Annotated in this window: 21 protein-coding genes, 2 tRNA genes, 1 pseudogene and 1 riboswitch; of the genes and pseudogenes, 8 read left to right on the top strand and 16 right to left on the bottom strand. The window is 67.5% G+C overall.

Annotated elements, in window-relative coordinates; all coding sequences use genetic code 11:
* The first annotated feature begins 54 nt into the window (after window positions 1-54).
* The 6 genes from SNE35_RS00300 to SNE35_RS00275 all read left to right on the top strand — a co-directional run bounded on the left by SNE35_RS00300 (window position 55) and on the right by SNE35_RS00275 (window position 6105).
* Window positions 55-609, top strand: coding sequence for a PEPxxWA-CTERM sorting domain-containing protein (locus SNE35_RS00300; protein WP_320420728.1), 555 nt, complete (start codon window positions 55-57; stop codon window positions 607-609).
* Between the two features lie 173 nt (window positions 610-782).
* Window positions 783-1766 carry a hypothetical protein gene (locus SNE35_RS00295; RefSeq protein WP_320420727.1) on the top strand — a complete coding sequence of 328 codons (984 nt, stop codon included), beginning with the start codon at window positions 783-785 and terminating at the stop codon, window positions 1764-1766.
* A 5-nt stretch (window positions 1767-1771) separates the two neighbouring features.
* Window positions 1772-2458, top strand: coding sequence for a PEP-CTERM sorting domain-containing protein (locus tag SNE35_RS00290; RefSeq protein ID WP_320420726.1), 687 nt, complete (start codon window positions 1772-1774; stop codon window positions 2456-2458).
* A gap of 61 nt (window positions 2459-2519) precedes the next feature.
* Window positions 2520-4541 carry an AfsR/SARP family transcriptional regulator gene (locus SNE35_RS00285; RefSeq protein WP_320420725.1) on the top strand — a complete coding sequence of 674 codons (2022 nt, stop codon included), beginning with the start codon at window positions 2520-2522 and terminating at the stop codon, window positions 4539-4541.
* A 115-nt stretch (window positions 4542-4656) separates the two neighbouring features.
* Complete coding sequence (locus SNE35_RS00280; RefSeq protein ID WP_320420724.1) at window positions 4657-5433, top strand: PEP-CTERM sorting domain-containing protein; 777 nt, start codon at window positions 4657-4659, stop codon at window positions 5431-5433.
* Between the two features lie 108 nt (window positions 5434-5541).
* Window positions 5542-6105 carry a hypothetical protein gene (locus SNE35_RS00275; protein ID WP_320420722.1) on the top strand — a complete coding sequence of 188 codons (564 nt, stop codon included), beginning with the start codon at window positions 5542-5544 and terminating at the stop codon, window positions 6103-6105.
* A 17-nt stretch (window positions 6106-6122) separates the two neighbouring features.
* Here SNE35_RS00275 and SNE35_RS00270 read toward each other — a convergent pair.
* From SNE35_RS00270 to ybiB, 15 genes and pseudogenes are all read right to left on the bottom strand, one after another.
* Window positions 6123-6872: pseudogene (locus SNE35_RS00270) on the bottom strand (YoaK family protein); the annotation flags it as partial.
* Window positions 6873-6972: 100 nt separating this feature from the next.
* Window positions 6973-7386 (bottom strand): hypothetical protein, encoded by a 414-nt coding sequence (locus tag SNE35_RS00265; protein ID WP_320420720.1) that lies wholly within the window; start codon window positions 7384-7386, stop codon window positions 6973-6975.
* A gap of 207 nt (window positions 7387-7593) precedes the next feature.
* Window positions 7594-7669, bottom strand: a tRNA-Asn gene (locus SNE35_RS00260).
* 65 nt (window positions 7670-7734) lie between these two features.
* Window positions 7735-7810 (bottom strand) — tRNA-Asn (locus SNE35_RS00255).
* A 36-nt stretch (window positions 7811-7846) separates the two neighbouring features.
* Window positions 7847-9985, bottom strand: a complete 2139-nt coding sequence (locus SNE35_RS00250; RefSeq protein ID WP_320420719.1) for a TonB-dependent siderophore receptor — start codon at window positions 9983-9985, stop codon at window positions 7847-7849.
* A gap of 75 nt (window positions 9986-10060) precedes the next feature.
* Window positions 10061-10157: riboswitch (TPP riboswitch) on the bottom strand.
* 102 nt (window positions 10158-10259) lie between these two features.
* The gene (locus tag SNE35_RS00245; RefSeq protein ID WP_320420718.1) at window positions 10260-11372 is read right to left on the bottom strand and encodes an NAD(P)/FAD-dependent oxidoreductase; all 1113 of its coding nucleotides are present in this window, start codon (window positions 11370-11372) and stop codon (window positions 10260-10262) included.
* A gap of 55 nt (window positions 11373-11427) precedes the next feature.
* Window positions 11428-11751, bottom strand: a complete 324-nt coding sequence (gene fdxA, locus SNE35_RS00240) for a ferredoxin FdxA (RefSeq protein WP_320420717.1) — start codon at window positions 11749-11751, stop codon at window positions 11428-11430.
* 63 nt (window positions 11752-11814) lie between these two features.
* Window positions 11815-12570, bottom strand: coding sequence for a uroporphyrinogen-III C-methyltransferase (cobA, locus tag SNE35_RS00235; RefSeq protein WP_320420716.1), 756 nt, complete (start codon window positions 12568-12570; stop codon window positions 11815-11817).
* Window positions 12571-12581: 11 nt separating this feature from the next.
* Window positions 12582-13892, bottom strand: a complete 1311-nt coding sequence (locus tag SNE35_RS00230) for a sulfate adenylyltransferase subunit 1 (RefSeq protein ID WP_320420715.1) — start codon at window positions 13890-13892, stop codon at window positions 12582-12584.
* A gap of 2 nt (window positions 13893-13894) precedes the next feature.
* Window positions 13895-14854, bottom strand: coding sequence for a sulfate adenylyltransferase subunit CysD (gene cysD, locus SNE35_RS00225; RefSeq protein WP_320420714.1), 960 nt, complete (start codon window positions 14852-14854; stop codon window positions 13895-13897).
* Window positions 14851-15633, bottom strand: coding sequence for a phosphoadenylyl-sulfate reductase (locus SNE35_RS00220; protein ID WP_320420713.1), 783 nt, complete (start codon window positions 15631-15633; stop codon window positions 14851-14853). Before SNE35_RS00220 ends, cysD begins: the two co-directional genes overlap by 4 nt.
* A 10-nt stretch (window positions 15634-15643) precedes the next feature.
* A complete protein-coding gene (locus SNE35_RS00215) occupies window positions 15644-16126 on the bottom strand; it encodes a DUF934 domain-containing protein (RefSeq protein WP_320420712.1) in 483 nt (160 codons plus the stop codon).
* A gap of 16 nt (window positions 16127-16142) precedes the next feature.
* Window positions 16143-17846 carry a nitrite/sulfite reductase gene (locus SNE35_RS00210; RefSeq protein ID WP_320420711.1) on the bottom strand — a complete coding sequence of 568 codons (1704 nt, stop codon included), beginning with the start codon at window positions 17844-17846 and terminating at the stop codon, window positions 16143-16145.
* 28 nt (window positions 17847-17874) lie between these two features.
* A complete protein-coding gene (locus tag SNE35_RS00205) occupies window positions 17875-18642 on the bottom strand; it encodes a sulfite exporter TauE/SafE family protein (protein WP_320420710.1) in 768 nt (255 codons plus the stop codon).
* Window positions 18643-18753: 111 nt separating this feature from the next.
* On the bottom strand, window positions 18754-19683 hold the full coding sequence (gene ybiB, locus SNE35_RS00200) for a DNA-binding protein YbiB (RefSeq protein WP_320420709.1): 930 nt from the start codon (window positions 19681-19683) through the stop codon (window positions 18754-18756).
* A 65-nt stretch (window positions 19684-19748) separates the two neighbouring features.
* Here ybiB and SNE35_RS00195 point away from each other — a divergent pair, with 65 nt between their 5' ends.
* Together SNE35_RS00195 and SNE35_RS00190 are read left to right on the top strand one after the other, a co-directional pair.
* Window positions 19749-19880, top strand: a complete 132-nt coding sequence (locus tag SNE35_RS00195; RefSeq protein WP_320420708.1) for a hypothetical protein — start codon at window positions 19749-19751, stop codon at window positions 19878-19880.
* 107 nt (window positions 19881-19987) lie between these two features.
* The gene (locus SNE35_RS00190; RefSeq protein ID WP_320420707.1) at window positions 19988-22927 is read left to right on the top strand and encodes an HD domain-containing phosphohydrolase; all 2940 of its coding nucleotides are present in this window, start codon (window positions 19988-19990) and stop codon (window positions 22925-22927) included.
* Here the strand turns inward: SNE35_RS00190 and ocd are convergent.
* Entirely contained in the window at window positions 22875-23954 is a 1080-nt protein-coding gene (gene ocd, locus SNE35_RS00185) for an ornithine cyclodeaminase (protein ID WP_320420706.1), read from the bottom strand. The two genes, SNE35_RS00190 and ocd, sit on opposite strands and share 53 nt — an antisense overlap.
* Window positions 23955-24019 lie beyond the last annotated feature (65 nt).

Genomic DNA, 24019 nt, shown 5'->3' with positions numbered 1-24019 from the left:
GCCGCCGGGCCTCGGTCCGGCGGCGCCATTACTCAGAACCTAGGAACACATCTCATGAAGTTTTCTGCTACTCGTCTGGCCGTCCAACTGGCTGCCTCGCTGACCCTGAGCGCCGGCTTCGCCACCGCTGCTCATGCTGACGATGTTTTTGCTTTCGTCCAGCCCACGACCGGCACGCAACTCGGCGGCAGCTTCAGCGCAGCGGTCAGTGCTGGCACCTTCTCGCTGACGGTCTGGGCCGAAGGCGCGACGGAGTTCGACCAGATCTTCAGGGCCACGGCCGGTACGGGCGTGTCCTTCAGCAGTCTGTCGGTGACGCTCATGTCCGGCGATGAACAGGGCAACACGGTGTACAACCCCGTGTCTCTGTTCAGCTCGTCGGTGACGGCTTCCAACATCAGCACCGCTGCGCACGACCAATCCGGCAGCTTCCTGCTGTACACCATCACCGGCACGGCCAGCGCCGCCGGCACGATCACCGGCACCGTGCTGGACGACACCAACTTCACCCCCGTCGCTGCTGCAGTGCCGGAACCCGAAAGCTGGGCTCTGATGCTCGGCGGCCTGGGTCTGGTGGGCGCCACCCTGAGCAAGCGTCGTCGCGCCTGAGTCGCACGACACCAGCCACATGAACTGATGCCCCGCACGCGCGAGCGTGTGGGGCTTTTTTCATCCGCTCGATTGTGGGGGAGTGCGTGCCGCGTATGCGGTACTCGGCCGTGATCCGCTGCCAGGGGAGACTGGCAATATCCATTGACACAACTTCGCAATGGGAGGCGGACATGCATGGTCTGAACCGGATCGCGGCCCTGGCCCTGGCCCTCGGAGCAAGCTCGACGTATGCGGGCTACTCGGCCAATGTCACCGCAGGCGCTTCTGCCAGCACGCATTCCGGCACGGTTGTCGATGCGCCGGCCAACGTGACCGCCAGCACCACGAATTCAAATCAACCCTTGTTGATCAGCAACCAGGCCGCGGTCACCTCCCCAGGCTTTCCGCTGATGGAGAGTGGGGGTGGCAGTGGCTCGGCTTCTGTTCAGCCCGGTGGCATCCATCTGTCGGCCATCGGCAGTGCCAACGTGCAGGGCGATCGGGAGTCCTACGATCAGGGTGGTGCCTCGGGCTACGGCTATGCTAGTGGCAGCTTCAGCGAGACCATGGTGTGGAACGTCGCCGGCGTCGCCCCCGGCACCCTGGTCACAGTGGACTTCCAGATTCGCGTTGATGGTCTGACCGGCATCAACACGTCCCTGCTGCAGGGCGGCACGGCCAGCGGCTATCGCATCTACGACTGGGACGTTCGCTTCGCGACCGTCGGTTACCACGCCGTCGTCAACTCGGACCAAGCCAATGACTTCGGGACCTTCAGCTTCTCCGCTCAGGTGACGACGGGCGCACCGGTGACGCTCTCGCTCTACGGTTCCGTCGGCGCGGGGGCGAACGCCGGCATCCTGTGTTCCACGTTCTGGGGCTTTCCCTGTGATGAATTCGCCCACGGTGCCAGCGCCTTGAGCTTCGCCGATCTCGGCCACACGCTGGCCTGGAACGGCGTGACCGGCCTGCACCTGGGTGACGAGGCGCTGTCGCTCTCGGCGTTGAGCGTCTCGTCCGATAGCGGCTTCGATTACATGGGGGCTTATGTGGGCGCCGTACCCGAGCCTGCATCGGCCGCGCTGTGGGTGTTGGGGCTGCTGGCCTTGCCGCTGCTGCGGCTTTCACGTTCCAATGCGGCTGGCCCGCGCACCTCGAACACGAACAGGAGCTGACCGACATGACGACGACGATCCAACGTGCCCTGATGGCCTTCTCGCTTGCCGGCGCGCTCAGCATGCCGGCCGCGCACGCCGCCGGCTACGACGCCACTGCCGACTTCCAGACCCTCAGCAACCCGGGCAGCGTCTGGAGCTACGGCTATTCGCCGCTGGACGGCGCCGGCTACGCCATGACCTTGTTCGACCTGCCTGGCACGGACAAGTGGTCCATGAGCAACTACAGCAACCTGGGCACCCCGGCTGCATTCATGAACACCGGCCCTACGGCGAACGGCGTCGCCACGGGGCAACTGGCGCTGCATCCCGGCCCTGCGGCCAACGGCGATCTGGCCATCCTGCGCTTCACCGCCCCGGCGGCGGGCAGCTACCTCGTCACGGGCCAGTTCTTCGCCGGCGACAGCGGCAGCATGTCGGGCCTGATCATCCTGAACGACGATGCCGCCCATCCGCTGCAGTCGTTCGCGAACACGACCGACACCTCCCTCTTCACCCCGCTGACGGTGACGCTCGCCGCTGGCGCGCACATCGATTTCGCGGTCGGCAACAACGGCAGCTTCCTGTTCGGCAGCACGCCGCTGAGCGTCCAGATCGAGGCAGCGCCGGTGCCCGAGGCCGGCACGGCGCTGCTGATGCTGAGCGGCCTGGCCCTGTTCGCGTATGTGGGCGGGCGGCGGCGGATCCGGTAAGAGGCAAGCACACAGCGGAGGCCTCCGCAACCCAATATGATTCCCTCCCGAAGTGGGCGGGATGGCAGGCAAATTGGGTTCTTCGTTCGATCAAGCAGAGGCAGCGCAAACAAGCCTGCGGAGCGCACTGGATCGCTCCCATCGTGGCGAATGGCGAGCCTGGGCCGAGTTCGCCGAACTGCATGACCAGGCTTGCCGCGAAGGCGACCAGATCCTGTCTTGGCAGGCCACCGCCGGCCTGATGCTCACAGGCCAGCACTTCCGCCGATTCGAGCGCTTCGAGGAAGGGCTGGCCGAGCTGGAGCCCGTACGTGTTGACGCGGCCGGGCTCGATGCGACGCAGGAACTGCTGGTCCTGAACGCCTTCCTGCTGGCCCTGATGCTGTGCCGGCCGCTCGATCCTTCCATCGATGCCTGCGCCGCGCGACTGCAACTGCTGATCGAGCAGCAACTGGACGTCAACCTGACCCTGGCGGCCGGGCGCACGCTGACCTTCTACTTCGAGCCCCGCAACCTCCGCGAGCCGGCGCTGCGCGTGCACGCCTTGATCGGCCCGCGCATGGCCGAGCCGGAGGCGACGCCCTATCGCAAGGCGCGCTGGCTGCACATGTGGCGCATCTGCGCGCACTACGGCCGGCAGCCGCATCTGGCGATGGAGGCCCTCGAACAGATGTCCGCGCTGGCGCGCCAGCACAGCATGCGAGACGTGGAATACCTGGCCGTGCTGATCGAGGCGCAGAACGCGCTGCCGCACGGCGACATCCCGACCGCGCGGGCGGCCATCGAGCGCGCCGAAGCGCTGGTCGATTCGACCCAGCTCGGCGAGCTGGTGCTGCTCGAACTGGAGAAGACGCGGCTGGCCTTCATGCGCCGCGAGGTCGCCTCGGCGTTGCACCATGCGTCACGCGCTCGCTGGCTCTCCGACGAGGTCCGCATGCCTGCTGCGATGCGCTGGCCCTATGCCGTCAACGAGGCCTTCGCCCAACTGCTTGGCGAAGACTACGAAGGCGGCCGCGCCAGCTTGCAGGCCTTGGCGGGCTCCACGCCGGCGGGCTATGCGCAGGAGGTCGACGCGATGCTGCAGGGGATCGATGCCTACCTCGCCGTGTGCGACGGACTACCCGATGCCAACCGACGCATCGAAGCTCTCTGGGCCGGCCTGCGCCGCCGCCGCAGCTACGACTTCTTCGACCATCTGCCCGAGTTCTGCGCGCGCCTGTGCGTGCTGGCGCTGGATCGCGGCATCGAGACCGATTTCGTGCGCAGCTTCATCAGCAAGTGCGAGCTGGCCGCGCCCGACAGCGCTCCGCCCAGCTGGCCCTGGCCCCTGCGCATCCAGGCCTTCGGCGGCTTCGCGGTCTGGCGCAACGATGAGCTGCTGGCGGCCGAGGGCAAGGCCCAGCGCAAGCCCCTGGCGCTGCTGCAGGCGCTGGTGGCGCTGGGGGCGTTCAACGAAGGCAGCGCCGTCGACGTGGCCCACCTGGTCGAACTGCTGTGGCCCGATCTGGACGCAGCCTCGCCCAAGGCCTCGTTCGAGATGACCTTGTCGCGGCTGCGCAAATGGCTGGGCGTCGAGCAGGCGCTGAGGCTCAGCAACGGCAGGCTGTCGCTGAACTCGCGCCTCGTGTGGTGCGACGCGGATGCCTTCGAGCGCACCTGCGTCGCGCTGCAGCAGACGCTGCGTCCCCATGCCGATGCCGCAGCGCTGCCCACGCTGCTGCAGCAGATGAACGAGCTCTACCGCGGCCGGCTGTTCGGCAATGCGGTGCTGGAGCCCTGGCTCGTGCAGGCGCGCGAGCGCCATGTGCTGCGCTTCACGCGCCTCGTGCGCGACGCCGGAAAGCACCTGGAAACGATGCAGAACTGGAGCGAGGCCCTGAGCCTCTACGAAGCCAGCCTGGAGCAGGATCTGATGGCCGAATCGCTGCACCTGGCACTGATCCGGTGCCTGCTCGCACTGGGCCGTGAAGGCGAGGCCCGCCGTGCCCTTCAACGGTGCGAAGACGTGCTGGGCATCGACTTGAATTCGGCCTCCGGCACCGAGCTGCGCGAGCTTGCGACGCGGCTGAGCCCGCTGCGCTGAACACGAACTCGGGTAGACCCGCCCCTGCCGGGTTGGGTATCCGTGAGTCCTCGGTGAGTGAGCATTCCTAGCATGGAGTCCTCGCAGTCCTCATCCTCAATCGGAGTTCCATTTCATGAAGCTTTCGTATGTGCTCGCCGGCATCGCCGGTGCCGTTCTCTCGTGCAATGCCCTGGCGATCACCCCCGGCGGCTCCACGCTGGTCGACTTCTCCGATGGCGCGGACGGCTGGATCGGCCGTGTCGGCCCTCCCGTCGCCGGGGGTACCACCTGGGATACCTCGCTGGGCAACGATGCGCCGTCGCTGCACACGGTCTACAACGATTTCCTGAAGGTCGGCCTGCGCTACTACACCGACGGCAGCGCCTTCACGGGCGACTACACCAAGGCCCAGTCCGTCACGATCGGCCTGGACGTCGATCCGATTCGCATGGCAGTCCCCACCGTGAACGGAGACTCGTCAGTCGCGAAGGACATCTACGTCGACCTGATCGACTACGACCATCCGGCGGACGGCTATGACTCCTCTTTCGTCAGCTTCAAGCTCGGCACGCTGACCGAAGGCACCGACTGGCAGCATCTGTCCGTCACGCTGACCTCGACGGGCTCCGCAAGCCTGCCGGCCGGCTGGACCGCCGTCGACTCGAGCGGCAACTCGACGATGGCCGCCGGCCTCACCTTCGCGCAACTGCTGTCCGGCGTCGACGAGATCGCTTTCCGCATCCCCGGCACCAAGCAGGGCAGCGCAATGGCCTATGACGTCGCGGTGGACAACATCTCGATCAGCTCGGTTGCGGCCGCCGTGCCGGAACCGGCTTCGGCTGCGCTGATGCTGGCGGGCTTGATGGGCGTTGGCCTGGGCGCACGACGCTCGCGTGGTGCCAAGCGCTGAGGATCGATTCACCCGCGGACCCACTTGAGCGGTATCGACCACTCCCGCGATGACCGATGAGAATGCCCCGCAGGCCAGGAGTCTGCGGGGCATTTGTCATTGAAGGGAATGGTCAACAACATGCGTGGTGCGATGTGGCTTTGCGTATTCGTGGTCCCGATGGCTGTCTCGCCCGTGTCGAAGGCCAGCGAGCAGTCGGACGAGTCGTTCGCTGCGGCCTTCCAGGTGATGTCAAGTTCACCACCCTACGTACGCGTTACGGTAATCAACGAACTCGCCAGCGAGTCTCGAACCTACTGCGTTACGTCCAACATATTGTTGGGCGCGATCGACAAGGAGCGGCAACTGAACGGGCAGTCGAGGGCGCCCGGCGATGCGCGCAAGATCGTGTTGTCCGCGCCAGGGCATGTCTTTCGGTTCAAGCAGCAAGCGGCGATGGACTACATTCCCAAGCGCTACAGCGACGAGGATCTGGAGGAAGTGCGAACTGCACTGGACGCATTCGCGACCGAAGACCTCGGCAAGATAGGGGCCAATCGTCTGCAGCTTCTGATTCCGGGCAGGCACTACTGGGATGTTCGTGACGCCTTGGCCTGTGGGCTCATCGAGCGAGGCCTGTCCCCCGTCATGCAGGACATCACCGGACAAGTGGGGCTCGCAAGACCACGGTGATGCAACGGCGACCGCTATTGCTCCCGAGCGCGCACCGCCAAGTCGTCTATTGCAGGAATGCTGGCAATGGCCACAAGAAGCACGGCGAGCGGAATCGTCGCCGCGTAGCCCACATGCTTGAAGCCAAAGGCGCCCGCCACGCCGCCGACGAAGAAAAACCCAACAAGCATTGCCAGCACGCGCAGCCGCGGACCATTGGCCTGTACGGCCGGTAGATCGGGCCGATCGGATCGGTTCCAGTACAGCGCCTTCCCGATCTCGATGCCGACATCGGTGACCATGCCGGTCAGGTGCGTGGTGCGGATCTCCGCATGCGACAGCTTGGTGATGACCGCGTTCTGCAGGCCCATGATGAAGCAGAGCATCATCACCGTGGCTGGCACGAATAAGCCCTGCACCTGCGAGAGCCTGGCGCCCAGCAGGCCGAAGCCGATCAGCAGCGCGGCCTCCAGCAGCAGAGGCATCGCGTACTCGCTCTGTAGCCGACGCCGCCGCGCGAAGTTGATCATCACGGCGGAACAGGCCGCACCCAGCACGAAACAAAGCAGGGCGCCCAGCCCGTCCAGCGCGAGATCGAGATCGCCGAGCACCAGGTCATCCGCCACCGCCGACACGATGCCCGTCATGTGCGAGGTGTACTGCCTGACGGCCAGGAACCCACCCGCGTTCGCCGCTCCCGCAACGAAGGCCAGCACGCAGCCCAGGTGCTGGTTGGCAAGTGCCGTCCGGTCCCGGCCGGTGAGGCGGCGTGCGTAGTTGAACGGCATGGCTGCTGTTGGGGGCGGGGAGAAGGCTTGAGTATCGTTGGAGCGAAGTCCTTGACGTCGTGGCGATGGTCGTTGGGGCGGAATGGCGCCGCAGGGGGGGTCAGTCGCGGTCCTTGTCCTTGCCCTTACCGTGACCCTTGCCATGGCCCTTGCCGTGGTCGTGGTCGTGGTCGTGGTCGTCGCCCCGATGGTCGTCGTGATGGTTGTAGCGCTCCTGGTACCAATCTTCGCGAACGAAGTAGACCGGCACGCCGCACGCGTTGTATTCGCGGCAGTGCTTGTCCCAGTGCTTCTGGTGGCCCGGCGGGACGCGCATATAGATGGGCTGGGGCCGCACGGGTGCGCGCTGCACCCACACCGGCTGAGCCACCACGACCGGTGGCGGCGCGGTGTTCCCGATGTCGATGCGACCGTAGAAGCCGGGTTGGCCGACCTGGACGGATACCCCGATGTCGGCGGCCTGGGCGGTGCTGGCGAGCAGCGCGACGGTCAGCAAGAGGAATACTTTCTTCATGGGGATCTCGTTCCTGAGGGTGTGTAGGAATCGCTACAACGAATGGCGGTGGCGGTGGTTGACGGCGCCGTTAGGGGGAGAGCCCGATGGCCGCGCTTCGCCATCAGGCTTGTCGTTGCGCCGGATCCGCGTAGTTCATTGGCCCGGTCACCGGCGGCGAGCGACAAAGAAAAAGCCCCACAGGCTTGCACCTGCAGGGCTTCAATTTGGCTCCTCGACCTGGGCTCGAACCAGGGACCTACGGATTAACAGTCCGGCGCTCTACCGACTGAGCTATCGAGGAATTGATCGGCACGTCTACTTGCCGATAAAAAGAGAACCCGCGGGCGGGTTCTCTTTTGAGTTCTGTGGCTCCTCGACCTGGGCTCGAACCAGGGACCTACGGATTAACAGTCCGGCGCTCTACCGACTGAGCTATCGAGGAACAGAGCCTTGCATTGTAGCCTGAATTTTTAGGCGTTTACAAGCGGATCTCCAAACTGGCGCGGAAGGTACGCGGGGCCAGCGGGTAGAGGTAGACGTGGTCGTACTGGTAGGGCGACTCGCGCCAGGCGCGGCGGTCGGCTAGGTTGTCGATGCCGGCGCGCCAGACCAGCAACTGGCTGCCCCAGTTCTGCTCGATGCGCGCGCCGAGGTCGAGCCGCGTCCAGCCGGGGATGAAGACGCTGTTGTCGGGCAGCACGGCGCGCCGACCTTCGTAGACGAGGCCACCTTGCAGTTGCACGCCGGGGAGCAGGTCTTGTCGGGCCTGCAGCTTGAGCATCGTCTGCGGCACGTTGACGGGCTGCTGGCCGTTGAGTGTCGGGTCGACGGCGCCGTCTTCGTTGCGCGCGCGCAGGCGCATGACGCTGCCGAGCACGCCGCCGCCGCGCCACTTCAGGTCGGCGGAGGCCTCGATGCCGCGGTGGTGGGCGCGGCCATCGGCCACGGTGGTGCAGGAGCCTGCGTCGCCGGTGCCATCGCAGTTGTCGCGCCAGGCTGGCTGGCGGATGTCGAACACGGCCAGCGACCAGTCCACGGCACGCGTGCCTGCCTTCAGCCCGGCTTCGACCTGCCGGCTCTTCATCGCGGGCAGCGCCTGGCCCCGGTTGGAGTAGATCGGCCGGTTCGGCACAACGTTCGATTCGATGCCTTCGCCCCAGCTCGCATAGGCCATCAGCTCGTGCGAGATCGCGTAGCTGAGGCCCAGCCACGGCGTGGTGAAGGACTGCGGATAGCTGGTCCGCTCGGAGCCGTCGGTGAGGGCGCTCTCGCGGTGCAGCGACGTGTGGCGCAGGCCCAGCCAGGCCTGCCAGTCAGCGCCCAGCTGGATCGAGTCGCGCAGGTAGAGCTCGGTGCTGCGCTCGTCGCGGTTGGTGTTCCCGGCATAGGGCTCGATAGCATCGGGCAGCTGCACCTGGCCGCTCACGTTGCCGGTGCCGACCAGGGTGTAGACCTCGTCGCCGAAGCGGCTCTTGAAGCGGCTGAACAGCACGCCCGCCGTCAGCTCGTGCCGCATGCCTGCCGTGTTGAACTTGCCGCTCAGCGACAGGTCGAGCGCGCTGCTGTCGCGGCGCTCGCCGTCGCTGCGGAAGTCGTAGAGGTCGAAGTCGCCGTTGGGACAGTAGCGGTCGGCGTAGTAGGTGCCGTCGGCGGCTAAGCAGCCGAAGGGGAAGGCGAGGTGGTCGTCGGTGCGCAGGCGTTGCACGCCGGCATGCACCTGCGCGCGCCAGTCTTCGTTCAGCTGTTGGGTGATGCGCAGCGAGCCGGTGCGGCCGTCGAACACGGTGGGCTGCGTCCATGACTGGTTGTTCAGGTTCAGGCGCGGGTCGACGGACTTCGGGTCGGGCACGCGGTCGCCGAGCATGCTGAACGCGGCCTGGTCCGGCTGGCTCTGATGGCTCAGCTCGAACTCGGCCTCGACCAGGGTGCCAGGTCTTGCCTTCCATTCGATCGCGGCGGCGAGCATCTGGCGATGGCCCTCGGCATCGCGCAGCTGCGGATCGAGGTGCGCGGCGCTAGCGTTGACGCGCAGGCCCAGGTCGCTGCTCAGACGCTTGTTCCAGTCGATCGAGGCCTCGACGGTGCCGGGCTGGGTGTAGCCGAGGCTCAACACCGTGCTGTCCACCGCCTGCGGCCGCTTGACGACCAGATTCACCAGCCCGCCCGGCGCACTGGTGCCGGCCTGCATGCCGCTGGTGCCCTTGAGGATCTCGACCGAGGACTTGTTGTCCAGCGGCAGCGCGGTCTCGGCGTTGATCGGCAGGCCGTCGCGCCGGTAGTTGAAGCGGTTGTCGATCGTGAAGCCGCGGATGCTCAGGTAGCTGATGTAGCCCTCGGCGTTGTACGAATCGCCGACGCTGGCGTCGATGGACGCGAGGCCGGCGAGCGCATCGACGCCGAGGTCCTTCAGCCGGTCACTGGACAGCGCGGTGGCCTGCATCGGCAGCTTGGCCAGCGGCACGTCGCCGAAGCCGCCGAGCTGCACCGGCGTGGTGTCGGCCGAGCGGCCGGTGACGGTGATGGCCGGCAGGGCCTGCTGCTGCTCCTGTTGTGCCTGGGCGGCCATGGCGGCGAGCAGGGCGGCAGCGAGTGCGGTACGTGTGAATCGAGTTGCCATCGTGACGAAAAGCGATGGCAGGTCGGCAAGTCATGAGGCCGGAACCGTCAGCGAGAAAGAGGCTGGTGCGACGGCGGCTGATGCTGCTTGCTTCCCTGCGCGAGGATTACCTCAATCAGGTTCAAAGGGACTCTCTCAGTCGGCTTGCCAGCCAACACCCCTAGCGAATGCGCCGCATTGCTGCGGCACGAGGCGAATTCTATCGGCGACCCGAAAGAGAACAAGCCGCTCGATGAGCGGCTTGTCGGGTCAAAACGTCAGATCGACGGTGCCGTCAGTCGAACACAGGCGACTCCACGCCCAGCACCTTGTGCAGCTTCGGGCTCGTCGTCGTGTACTGCAGGTGCACGCGCTTCTCCGGGAAGATGTAGGGCGCGGCGCCGAAGGCGGCCAGCGCGCACTCGTGGAAGCCCGACAGGATCAGCTTCTTCTTGCCCGGGTAGGTGTTCACGTCGCCGACGGCGAAGATGCCCGGCACGTTGGTCTGGAACTTCTCGGTGTCCACGACGATCTGCTTGCGTTCCAGTGCCAGGCCCCATTCGGCGATCGGGCCGAGCTTGGGCGACAGGCCGAAGAAGGCCAGCACTGCATCGCAGGGCACCACGCGGGTCACGCCGTCGGCGCCGGCGACCTTGACGCCGGTCAGCACGCCGTCGTTCTCGACGATGTCGCTCACCTGGCCGACCAGGAACTGCATCTCGTGCTGCTCGCACAGCTCGTGCATCTTGGCGACCGAAGCCGGCGCGGCGCGGAAGCCATCGCGGCGATGCAGCAGGATCACGCTCTCGGCCTTGTGCGGGTTGCCGTCCTTGTTGCCTTCGCAGAAGTTCAGCGCCCAGTCCAGCGCCGAGTCACCACCGCCGACGACCAGCAGGTTCTTGCCGGCGAACTGCGCGGGGCTCTTGACGCGGTAGTGAATCGAGTCGCCTTCGTACTTCTCCACGCCTTCGACCTTCAGCGTGCGCGGCTGGAACGAGCCCACGCCGCCGGCGATGAAGATCGTCTTGGTCACGAAGGTCGTGCCCTTGCTGGTGGCGACGAAGAAGCGGCCGTCGTCCTGCTTCTGGACGGTGGTCACTTCCTGGCCCAGGTGGAAGGTCGCGCCGAAGGGCTCGATCTGCTTGAGCAAGTTGTCGGTCAGTTCCTGGCCGGTGCAGACGGGCACGGCCGGGATGTCGTAGATCGGCTTGTCCGGATACAGCTCGACGCACTGGCCGCCGGGGTGCGGCAGCGAATCGATGATGTGGGCCTTGATCTCGAGCAGGCCGAGTTCGAAGACCTGGAACAGGCCGACCGGGCCCGCGCCGACGATCACGGCATCGGTTTCGATCGGGCCCGCATGTTCACCGGCTGTTTTCAGGACTTCTGCGTTCACTTGAGGTTCCATCTGGGTTGAGCCCGGGGACTGAGCCGGGAGTCAAAAAGGATATGAAAAAAGAGGGTCAGCGGATCAGTTCGGGCAGCTTGCCCGTCTTGTCCTTCCACTCCTCGGCATCGGGCATCGAAGGCTTGCGCTTGGTGATGCTGGGCCATTTCTTGGAGAGGTCGGCGTTCAGCTTGATCATGTGCTGCATGTCGCCGGGCACGTCTTCCTCCGGCATGATCGCGTTGACCGGGCACTCGGGGATGCAGACCGCGCAGTCGATGCATTCGTCCGGGTCGATGGCCAGGAAGTTGGCGCCTTCGCGGAAGCAGTCGACGGGGCAGACATCGACGCAGTCGGTGTACTTGCAGCGGATGCACGATTCGATAACGACGTGTGTCATGGCTCGGTGGTTCTTGTGGAGTGTTGCGGTCGGTGCGCGGGCGAGCGCGCGAAGCCGCGGATTTTAATCGCTCAGGGCTTCTACCAGGGCCAGCGGTGCGGGCATCCGCTCGAATTCGGTGTTATTGGCCAGCGGCCGGGCGCCGGCACCGACGGTGACGACGGTGGGCCGACCCTTGTGCAGCATCGAGGCGGCGCCCAGGCTGGCGACCGCATGGTCGCTCGCCAGCGCGTCCGCGCAGCCGGCCTTGGACACCACGCTCACCGGCGTGTCCGCCGGCCAGCCCGCCTCGATCAGCTTGCGCGACAGGGCGGGCAGCTGCTGGCCGGCCATGTAGAAGACCTCGGTGTCGGCCGTGCGCTGGGCGACCAGTTCGCCGTCCTTGGTCATCGCCGTCGTCAGGCTGACGCTGCGGCCCGTGCCGCGGCGGGTCAGCGGGCGCCGGGTCTGCGCCGCGGCGGCGATGGCCGCGGTGACGCCAGGGACAACCTCCGATTCGATGCCCGCCTCGGCCAGCGCCAGCAGCTCCTCTTCGAGCCGGCCGAACACGCTGGCATCGCCGCCCTTCAGCCGCACGACGAGCCCGTGCTGCTGCGCCTGCTTCACCAGCGCCGCGTTGATCGCCGTCTGCTTGGTCGAGTGGCAGAAGCCGCGCTTGCCCACGTCGATCCACTGCGCGTCCGGCGCCAGCTCGCGCAGGGCCGGATCAGTCAGCGCATCGAACAGCACCACGTCGGCCCGGGCCAGCGCGCGGGCACCGCGCACGGTGATCAGGTCGGCGGCACCGGGGCCTGCGCTGACGAAGATGACTTGTCCCATGGCCTCGCCTTTCAGCGCACCAGCAGCGCGCCGGAGGTGCGGTTGCTCTGCGGGTCGACGACGATCAGGCTGCCGCCGATGCGGTTCTTCGCGTAGGGCTCCACCGGCAACGCGGCCTGCACCTCGATCCGCACATGGCCGATCTCGTTGACGTTCAGCCGCTCGGCCTCCGTCGGCTGCAGGCTGTGGATGTCCAGCCGGTGCTCGATCGCGCTGATGCGCGCCTGCACCCAGCGGTTGCCGTGGCGCACCCAGTACTTGCGGCCCGGCACGGCCGGCTCGGTGTCGAGCCAGGCCAGCGTGGCCTCGAAGCTCTGCGTCGGCTGGGCCGAGCCGGGCGTGACGATCCAGTCGCCGCGGCTCACATCGAGCTGGCGGTCCAGCACGAGGCCGGCCGATTCGCCGGCCACGCTGTGGGCCACGGTCTCGCCGGCGCGGCGGACTTCGGTGACGACGGCCGTCTGGCCGCTGGGCAAGACCTGGATCTCGTCGCCGGCCTGCACCTGGCCGTGGGCGATGCGGCCCCAGATCGTGCGCATGTTGTGGCCGACGCCTTCACCATCCTTGGCGACGTACTGCACCGGGATCAGCAACTGGCCTTCCACGCGCTCCTGCACGCTCGGCAGGCCTTCCAGCACCTGCAGCAGCGAGGGGCCGTCGTACCAGTCCGCATCCAGCGGCTGCGTCACGTTGTCGCCGCGCAGCGCGGAAACCGGCACGATGGCGGTCAGTTCGATGCCGGCCTGTTCGGCGAACTTGTTCAGTGCCTTGCTCACCGCGGCAAAGGCCGGGCCGGGCTGCTCCACCGCATCGAGCTTGTTCACCGCGAACACGATGCTCGGCACGCGCAGCAGGTGGGCCAGCAGGCTGTGGCGGCGGGTCTGCGGCAGCAGCTCGACGTCGTCCTTGGCCGTGTCCAGCTTGGTGATGTCCACCAGCACCACGGCAGCGTCCGAGCCCGCCGCGGCAGTGACCATGTTGCGCGTGTACTGCTCGTGGCCCGGCGCGTCGGCAATGATGAACTTGCGGCTCTTGGTCGCGAAGTAGCGGTAGGCCACGTCGATCGTGATGCCCTGCTCGCGCTCGGCCTCCAGGCCGTCGGTCAGCAGGCTCAGGTCGATCGGCTGGCCCAGCTTGGCGCCGCGCTTCTCCAAGGTGTCCAGCTGGTCGGCCAGGATCGCGCGGCTGTCGAACAGCAGGCGGCCGATCAGCGTGCTCTTGCCGTCGTCGACGCTGCCTGCGGTGAGGAAGCGCAGCGCGCGGTGGTGGGTGTCGACTTCCGACTCGTGGACGATGGTGTTGTTGCTCAAGACAGCGCTCATGATCAGAAATAGCCTTCCTTCTTGCGGCGCTCCATCGAGGCCTCGGAGGTGCGGTCGTCCATGCGGGTGGCACCGCGTTCGCTGACGGTGACGGTCAGCGTCTCGGCCACGATGTCGGCGGCGCTGGCGGCGTCGCTCTCCACCGGGCAGGTGCAGGTCATGTCGCCGACGGTGCGGAAGCGCACGGTCTCGGTCTCGACCTGCTCGCCCGCTTCCGGCGGGGTCACCTCGGTCAGCGGCACCAGCAGGCCCTTGCGGCGGATCACCTGGCGCTCATGCGCGTAGTACAGGCTGGGCAGCGGAATGTTCTCGCGGGCGATGTAGAGCCACACGTCCAGCTCGGTCCAGTTCGAGATCGGGAAGGCGCGGAAGTGTTCGCCCGGGCGGATGCGCGTGTTGAACAGGTTCCACAGCTCGGGGCGCTGCTCCTTGGGCTGCCATTGGCCGAAGGCGTCGCGGTGGCTGAAGATGCGCTCCTTGGCGCGGGCCTTCTCCTCGTCGCGGCGGGCGCCGCCGATCAGCACGTCGAAGCGGTGTTCCTCGATCGCTTCCAGCAAGGTCACGGTCTGGTGGCCGTTGCGAGATTCCAGCGGATGGGCCAGGCGCACGGTGCCCTTGGCAATCGAGTCGTCCATGTGCGCGACGATCAGCTGCTCGCCCATCTCGGCGATGCGGCGGTCGCGGAACTCGATCACCTCGGGGAAGTTGTGGCCGGTGTCCACGTGCAGCAACGGGAAGGGCAGCTTGCCGGAGAACTCGTTGCCGGCGATGCGCTTCTTGAAGGCCTTCTCGGCCAGGCGCAGCACGACGCAGGAGTCCTTGCCGCTGGAAAACAGCAGGCCCGGCCGCTCGAACGAGGCCGCGACTTCGCGCAGGATGAAGATCGCTTCTTCTTCGAGGTGATCGAGGTGGCGGTGGTCCACGGTGGGCAGCAGTTGTTGCAGGTTCAAAGGGGCATTCATGCCGGTACTCCAGTCTTGTCCTTGGTGGCGTGCAGACCGCATTCCTTCGCGGCCTCGTCCTCCCACCACCAGCGGCCGGCGCGGAAGTCCTCGCCCACGGCAATCGCCCGTGTGCAGGGCGCGCAGCCGATGCTGGGCATGAACTGGTCGTGCAGCGCGTTGAAGGGCACGTCGTTGGCGGCGATGTAGTGCCAGACGTCGGCCCAGCTCCAGGCGGCCAGCACGTTCAGCTTGATGCGGCCTTTGCCGTCGTCCTCGGCGAAGGGCACTTCGGCGCGATTGCTGGACTGCTCGCGGCGCAGGCCGGTGATCCAGGCGCTGCGGCCGGCCAGCATGCGCGACAGGGGCTCCAGCTTGCGCACGGCACAGCAGGCCTTGCGCAGGTCCAGGCTCTCGTACATCGCGCGCTCGCCATTCGTCTTCACGAACTGGATCACGGCCTGCTGCACCGGCGTGAATACCTCGACCTTGAGGCCGTAGCGTGCCTCGATGGCCGGCACCAGGGCCAGCGTCTCGTCGTGCAGCGCGCCGGTGTCCAGCGTGGCGATGTCGATCGGCAGCGCGTGGCGGGCGATCAGGTCGGTGATCACCATGTCTTCGGCGCCGAGGCTGGTGGACTGGATCAGGCCGGCGCCGTGCTCGGCGACGGCCTGCTTCAGCAGCTCGACCGTCTGCGCCAGGCGCTCGTCGAAGCCGGCCGACTTGCGCGCGTACAGCTCGATCGCCGAGGCGTGTGTCGGCGCGTCGCCGAAGGGGAGGGAGGAAACTTCGCCGCTCATGATGACGGACTCAGGCGGCGGCGAAGTGCGGCTTGGTGGCCGACACGTCGCCCTGGTAGAACTGCGGGAAGAAGCCCAGCGCGCGCTGGGCCGCGTCCACGCTCTCGCCGGCGCGCAGCAGCGCGGCGCTGAAGCCGGTGCGGGCGAGCAGCGGCGCCATGTCCACGAGCACCTCGCCGGTGGCGCGGATCTCGCCTTCATAGCGGTAGCGCGAGCGCAGCAGGCGGGCCTGGCTGTAGGCACGACCGTCCACCCACTTCGGGAACTGCAGCACGAGCAGCGCGAGCCGCGGCAGGTCGGCTTCCAGGCCTTCGATGTCGAAGTCGTTGGGCACCTCGACGGCGGTCGGCAAGCCGGCGGGCCAGTGGTCGCGCACCGCGTGCCATTGCTCGATCGTCAGCAGCCGGTGCGGGGCCGGATCGGGATCGGGCTTGGGGCCGTCTTCGCCGCAGACGCGGTGCCAGGGATCGTTGTGGATGTCGATGAACTTCATGATTCTTGGCTCCAGCTCAGGCGGCAACGGTTTCGGGCTTGCCGGTCAGCGTGCGGACCGCATTGGCCGGCGCCTTGAACGGCTCGATGCCGATGCGCTTGACGGTGTCGATGAAGCGCTCGCCGGAGGAGCGCTCGCTGCGGTAGGTCTGAACGATGGACTCGATCACGTCCGGCACTTCGTCGGCCGCGAACGAGGGGCCGATCACCTTGCCGGCCACGGCCTTGCCCGACAGGGTCGAGCCGTCCGCGCCGCCCAGCGTGATCTGGTACCACTCGCTGCCGTCCTTGTCGACGCCGAGGATGCCGATGTGGCCGCTGTGATGGTGGCCGCAGGAGTTGATGCAGCCGCTGATGTGCAGGTCGATGTCGCCGATGTCGTAGAGCTCGTCGAGGTCTTCGAAGCGCTCGGTGATGGCGGCGGCCACGGGGATCGAGCGGGCATTGGCCAGCGCGCAGAAGTCGCCGCCGGGGCAGGCGATCATGTCGGTCAACAGGCCGATGTTGGGCGTGGCGAAGCCGTTGGCCTTGGCCGCTTCGAACAGCGCCGGCAGGTCGGCCTCGCGCACCCAGGGCAGCACCAGGTTCTGGTCGTGGCTGACGCGCAGCTCGCCGTGGCTGTACTGGTCGGCCAGGTCGGCGGCGGCGTCCATCTGAGAGTCGGTCGCGTCGCCCGGAGGCTGGCCGGTGGCCTTCAGCGAGAGCGTCACGGCGCGGTAGCCGCTGACCTTGTGCGCGTGCACATTGCGCTCGATCCAGCGCTTGTAGGCGCCGCTGGCGTTGAGGGCGATGTCGGTAGCGGGCACCGCTTCGACGCCGGCCGGCGTCGTGAACGTGGCTGCCACGCGGTCCAGCTCGGCCTGCGGGATCACATGGGCCGCGCCGTCGCGGTCATGCTGCAGGATGTTGCGGTATTCCTCGTTGACGGCGTCGAAGAACTTCTGGCCCTCGGCCTTCACGAGGATCTTGATGCGCGCCTTGTACATGTTGTCGCGGCGGCCGTAGCGGTTGTAGACGCGCACGATCGCCTCGATGTACACGAGGATCTGGTTCCAGGGCAGGAAGGGCGTGGCCTCCTGGCCGACGATGGGCGTGCGGCCCATGCCGCCACCGACGAAGACCTGGAAGCCGATCTCGCCGGCCTCGTTCTTCACGAGTTGCAGGCCGATGTCGTGCCAGCCGATGGCGGCACGGTCTTCCTTCGCGCCGGAGATGGCGATCTTGAACTTGCGCGGCAGGAAGGCGAATTCCGGATGCAGGGTGCTCCACTGGCGCAGCACCTCGGCGTAGGGACGCGGGTCGACGATCTCGTCCGGCGCCACGCCGGCGAAGGCATCGCTGGTGGTGTTGCGGATGCAGTTGCCGCTGGTCTGGATGCCGTGCAGGTCGGCATCGGCCAGCAGGTCCATCACGTCGGCCGACTGGGTCAGCGGGATCCAGTTGTATTGCAGGTTCTGGCGGGTCGTGAAGTGACCGTAGCCGCGGTCGTGCTCGCGGGCGATCTTGGCCATCTGGCGCAGCTGGCGCGAGGACAGCGCGCCGTAGGGCACGGCCACGCGCAGCATCGGCGCATGGCGCTGGACGTACCAGCCGTTCTGCAGGCGCAGCGGGCGGAACTCGTCGTCGCTCAAGGTGCCGGCGAGGTTGCGGGCCAACTGGTCGCGGTACTGCGCGGCGCGGGCGTGGACGAATTGGCGGTCGAAGTCGGTATAGGCGTACATGGATGGCTATTCGTTTACTTGTTCCGGATCAGGCCAGGACCTTCCAGCCGGCCGTGATGAGGGAGATGCAGAGCAGGGCGCGGATCACGCCGTCGGGCAGGCGCCGCGTCAGCTGCGCGCCGAGCCAGATGCCCGGCAGCGAGCCCATCAGCAGCGGCAGCAGCAGGGACCAGTCGACGTGGCCCAGGCTGGCGTGGCCGATGCCCGCCACCAGGGTCAGCGGCACCGCGTGGGCGATGTCGCTGCCGACGATGTAGCGGGCTTCCAGCCGGGGATAGATCAGCAGGATCAAGGTCGCGCCGATCGCGCCGGCGCCGATCGAGGACAGCGACACCAGCACGCCCAGCACGAGGCCGGCCAGCACGGTCAGCATCGGCTGGCGCGCCGGCGTGATCCAGCGTTCGAGCTTCAGGCCGACGGCCATCCACGACTGCTTGAACGCGACGACCACGGCCGTCAGCAGCAGGGCGATGCCCAGCGAGAAGGTCAGCGTGTGGGCCCAGGCCTTGGTGATGCCGGTCTGGTGCATCACCGCCACGGTGGCGATCGAGGCCGGGATCGAGCCGGCCAGCAGCAGCGCGGTGATGCGCCACTTCACATGGCCGTGGCGCGCGTGGGCAATGGAGCCGGACACCTTGGTGACCGCAGCGAACCAGAGGTCCGTGCCGATGGCGATGGCCGGGTTCAGCTTGAACACCGACAGCAGTAGCGGCGTCATCAAGGAGCCACCGCCGACGCCGGTGATGCCGATGATGGCGCCGACGCCGAAACCGCTGATGACTGCCGTCCAGTCCAAGAGAACGCTCCCTGTTGAGTGCCGAGCTTTGCACTCTAGGGATGCTTTATATGAAACGGAACTACTTTTTACGCCTCTATATATATCTGAGAAGAATATAAGAACATGCGCTCAGCGCAGATCGGTGGCCAGCCGGGCCAGTGCGGCCACCTGTTCCTCGATCCGCGGCGGCACCGGCGCGCGGCCTTCCATCATCTCGCGGATCAACGCTGCGTTAGCGCTCGCTTCGCAGCAATCGTTGAGCGGCCAGTCGATGTCTTCGGTATCCGCCGGGTGCAGGTCATGGCGGGCACCGTCGATGAAGCCGTAGAGCTGGGCGCGGCGGCGCAGGTGGGCGTAGGCCTCGCCTTCGCTGGCACGCATCAGCAGCGCGCGGCCGCCGCCGGCGGTTTCGGCCAGCAGGGCCTGGCCCATGCTGTCCAGGTATTCCGGATGCGTTACCGCCACCACGCGCACGCTGCGGCCCGGCGCCGCGTCCAGCAGCTTGGCGACGCTGTGGCCGCTGTTGCGCACGCCCAGCCGGGGGCGCAGCGCCATCAGCGTGTCCAGGCCGGGGTTCAGCAGGTGCAGCGGCAGCGCTGCGATGCGGGCCTCGCGCAGTTGTCGCGCAGCCTCGTCGGTGGAGGCGGCCAGCGGCAGGCCCAGCGCTTCCAGCAGCTCGAACGGGCTCTCGCGGCTGTCGAAGTCGTGGCGGCCGAAGATCAGCGCCGGCACGCCGCGGCGCGCCAGCAGCAAGGCCACCAGCGGCATCAGGTTGGCCTGCTTGCGGGCGCCGTTGAAGGTGGGCAGCAGCACGCAGCGCGGGCCATCGGCGGGCACCTCGACGCGCGCGGTGCGCTGCTGCATCGCGCGGACGAAGGCGTTCAACTCCGTGGCGCTCTCGCCCTTGATGCGCATGGACAGCAGGATCGCGCCGAGCTCCATGTCCGGCACGCGGCCGTCGAGCACGGCGCCGAACAATGCCTCGGCGGTGGGGCCGTCCATGTCGCGCGCACCCTTGGTGCCGCGGCCGATTTCCTTGATGAGCGGGGCGTAGTCCATGGGGAAAGTTTAGGCTTAACGTTTCTGAGCGATGATCGCCAGCTTCAACTTTCTGGAGAGCGGCCATGGCCGAAAAGGGACAGCACAAGCAGAAGGAAAAGAAGAAGGCGAAGAAGGACGCGCCGGTCAAGCCGCTGTCGGGCGCGCCGGTGCCGATCACGACGGTCGTACCGGACCGGAGCAAGAAGAAGCCGTGACAGAAGCCGCGAAGAGGCTCCCGGTGAAATAACTCACAAAAACGAGCGGATCGCCGGGGGAGGCCTTCTTGACGGGCCGGACGGCGCTCGGCCTCATGGGTCCGATGATGAAGACGCCGAATTTCCAGCCGCGGTCCATCTATGTGACGCTGTCCGTCATCATGATCGGACTGGTGGTGCTGCTGTATGCGGCACTGGCGACGTACCAGCTCCAGGTCAACAAGCGGCGCATGCTGGCGCAGGCGGCCGATACCTTCGAGCGCGTCGGCCGCGAGGTGCTCGGTTCTATCGAGGGCGAACTGCGCCCCGCGCGCACGACCACCCAGCTGCTCGCGCGCACCCCGCTACTGGCCGACGGCGAGCCCGCCCAGCGCCTGGCGGAACTGCCGCTGCTGGCCGGCGCGCTGCAGGCGAATCCCTCGTTGGCGGCGGTCTATGGCGGCACGGCCGAGGGCTCCTTCCTGCTGCTGCGCCGGCTCGACAACGACGAGACCCGCCGCCAGGTGCAGGCGCCTGCGGCTGCGGCCTACCTGCTCCAGTCCGTCGACCGGCGGGGTCGCGATGAGGTGCTCGGCCGCTACCGCTTCTACGCCGCCGACCTGAGCCTGCTGCAGACGGACGAGCGGGCCGACTACGACTTCGACCCACGCGTGCGCCCGTGGTTCGAGCTGGCGCTGGAGCGGCACGACGGCGGCGTCGTGCAGACCGCGCCCTATCTGTTCTTCACCACCAACGACGTCGGGCTGACCTTGGCGGCGGCGCAGGGCCGTGCTGTGGCGGCGGTGGACGTCAGCCTGCGCGCGCTGTCCGAGACCTTGGCGCGCCAGCGGATCACGCCCTCGTCGGAGCTGATGATCGTCGACGCGCACGGCGCGGTGCTCGCGTCCTCGCATCCGCGGCCCGCCGGCAATGCACGCCGGCTGCCGACGGTGGAGGAACTCGGCGTGCCGGTGCTGCAGCAGCTCTGGAACGCGGTGCGGCAGTCGCCCGCGGCGGCGCTGGCGCCGATCATCGAGGTCGAGGACCGCGAATGGGTCGTGCGGATGGAGGCGCTGCCCGATGCAGCCGCACCGGGTGGCAGCACCGGCCTGCGCCTGGCGATCGCCGCGCCGCGCGACGAACTGCAGGCCGATGCGTTGCGCTCCCGCCGCGTCAGCCTGGCCATCACCATCGGCATCCTGCTGCTGATGCTGCCGCTGGTGCACTGGGCGGCCAACCTCGTCTCCAAGCCCTTGAAGCAGCTGAGCCAGGAAGCCGAGACCATCCGCCGCTTCGACTTCAGCGGGCCCGATCCGGCACGCAGCGTGATCTGGGAGGTCGACCAGCTCGCGATGTCGATGACCCACATGAAGCAGTCGCTGCAGCGCTTCCTCGAGATCTCCAGCGCGCTCTCGGCGGAGCGTCATTTCCCGACGCTGCTGGATCGCATCCTGGAGGAGACGATCACCGCCTCGCAGGCCACCGGCGGTGCGCTGCACCTGCTGAGCCCCGACGGCACGCTGCTGGAGCCGGCGGCCCTGCGCCTGCGCGACGCGGTGGGCGACATCGGCCTGCTGCAGGCCTGGCGGGTCGACGACGCGAACGACGCCTCGGCCGCCGTGCGGGCGTTGCACAGCGAGCAGACGGTCGAGGTGGACCTGGACTGGAACAACCCGCAGCACATGGCCGTCTACGGCAATGTGTTCGACCGCCTGCAGACCTCGCACTTCCACCTGCTGGCGCTGCCGCTGAAGAACCGCCGCAACGAACTGGTCGGCACCTTGTCGCTGAGTTTCGAATCGCCGGGCGGGCGGCGCGGCAAGCTGGCGCCGGCACGCGTGGCCTTCGTCGAGGCGCTATCCGGCACGGCGGCCGTGGCGATCGACAACCAGCAGCTGCTGCGCGCGCAGAAGGATCTGCTGGAGAGCTTCATCCGGCTAGTTGCCGGCGCGATCGACGCGAAGAGCCCCTACACCGGCTCGCACTGCCAGCGCGTGCCCGAACTGACCAAGATGCTGGCCCGCGCCGCCTGCGACGCGAAGACGGGGCCCTTTGCCGACTTCCAGCTCGACGAGGACCAGTGGGAGGCGCTGCACATCGCCTCCTGGCTGCACGACTGCGGCAAGGTCACGACGCCGGAGTTCGTCGTCGACAAGGCGACCAAGCTGGAGACGATCTACGACCGCATCCACGAGATCCGCACCCGCTTCGAGGTGCTCAAGCGCGACGCGACGATCGCCCGCTACGAGCAGGCGCTGGATCCGGCCACGATCGAACGCGCGAGGCAAGATCTGGCCCCGGTGCATGCCCGGCTGGACGATGACTTCGCCTTCGTCGCCGGCTGCAACGTGGGCAGCGAGTTCATGGCGCCTGAGAAGGTCGAGCGGCTACGCGAGATCGGCGCGCGCCGCTGGCTGCGCACCCTGGACCGGCGCCTGGGCGTCTCGCACCAGGAGCGCCGCCGGATGGATGCCGCGCCGGACTCGCCGCTGCCGGCCGAGGAAACCTTGCTGTCGGATCGCCCGGAGCACGTGCTGGAGCGCCCGCGCGGCGAGCTGCCGCCCTCGCACGGTGGCTTCACCGTGCGCCAGCCGGAGCACCTCTACGACCGCGGCGAGCTCTACAACCTGTCGATCGAGCGCGGCACCCTGACCGAGGAAGAGCGCTACAAGATCAACGACCACATCGTGCAGACGATCCGCATGCTGGAGGAGCTGCCGTTCCCGCGCCACCTGCGGCGCGTGCCCGAGATCGCCGGCGGCCACCACGAGCGGATGGACGGCAAGGGCTACCCGCGCGGTCTCACGGCCGAGCAGATGAGCATCGAGGCACGGATGATGGCGATCGCCGACGTGTTCGAGGCGCTGACCGCCGACGACCGTCCGTACAAGAACGGCAAGACGCTGTCCGAGGCGGTCGCGATCATGGTCCGCATGAGCGAAGGCGGGCACATCGACCCGGCGCTGTTCGACCTGTTCCTGCGCTCCGGCGTCTACCTGGACTACGCGAAGCGCTTCATGCGGCCTGAACAGATGGACGAGGTGTCACTGGCGCCTTCGCCGGCCTGAGCGGCTCGGCGCTCAGTTGACCGAACAGGTTCTTCGGGTCGTCCAGTTCGGGGACCAGGGCCAGCGGCTCGCCCAGACCCAGCTCCAGCGCACAGTCGCGCAGCAGACGCAGCGCGGAGAAGTCCTCCAGCGCGAAGCCGACGGAATCGAAGACGGTGATCTCGCGCTCGTCCGATCGGCCCGGCGCCTCGCCGCGCAGCACGCGCCACAGCTCGGTCACCGGGAAGTCGGCCGGCATCTGCTGGATGTCGCCCTCGATGCGCGTCTGCGGCGCGTATTCGACGAATACCCGCGCGGCCCGCTCCAGCACGCCGCGATGCAGCTCGGTCTTGCCGGGGCAGTCGCCGCCCACGCCGTTGACATGCATGCCGGGCTCCAGCATCTCCGGCGTGATGATGGTCGCCAGCGTCTTGTCGGCGGTGGCGGTGGTGACGATGTCGGCGCCGCGCACGGCCTCGGCCGTGCTCGCGCAGGCGCGCAACTTCAGCGCCGGGCAGGCGCGCAGGTTGCGGATCAGTTTGGCGTTGGCCTCGGCGTCCAGGTCGTACAGCCGGATCTCGTCGATGCCCATCAGCAGGTGGAAGGCCAGCGCCTGGAACTCGCCCTGCGCGCCGTTGCCGATCAGCGCCATCGTGCGGCTGCCCGGCCGCGCCAGCCGGCGCGCCGCCATCACCGAGGCCACGGCGGTGCGCAGCGCGGTCGTCAAGGTCATCTCGCTGAGCAGCAGCGGCAGGCCGGTGGCCACCTCGGCCAGCACGCCGAAGGCCATCACCGTGGGCAACTGGCGCAGATGGTTCAGCGGGTGACCGTTGACGTACTTGAAGGCATAGAGCGTCGCGTCGGCGATCGGCATCAGCTCGATCACGCCGCTGGCGGAATGGGCGGCGCTGCGCGGGCTTTTGTCGAATTCGGGCCAGCGGCGGAAGTCGGCTTCCATGGTGGCCAGCAGCCGTTCGAGGAAGGGGCGCAGGCCAGTGGCATGGACGATGCGGGCGATGTCTTGGGTGCGCAGGACGGTGGTGCTCATGATCGGACTCGGCTGGAAATATCGTCCCGATCGATTGTTCTCAGCCCTCATGCCATTCAGAAGCG

Origin of the sequence: Roseateles agri, from assembly GCF_034043675.1 — a bacterium.
GTDB lineage: Bacteria > Pseudomonadota > Gammaproteobacteria > Burkholderiales > Burkholderiaceae_C > KK5.
This window is presented reverse-complemented; position numbering and strand designations above follow the sequence as displayed.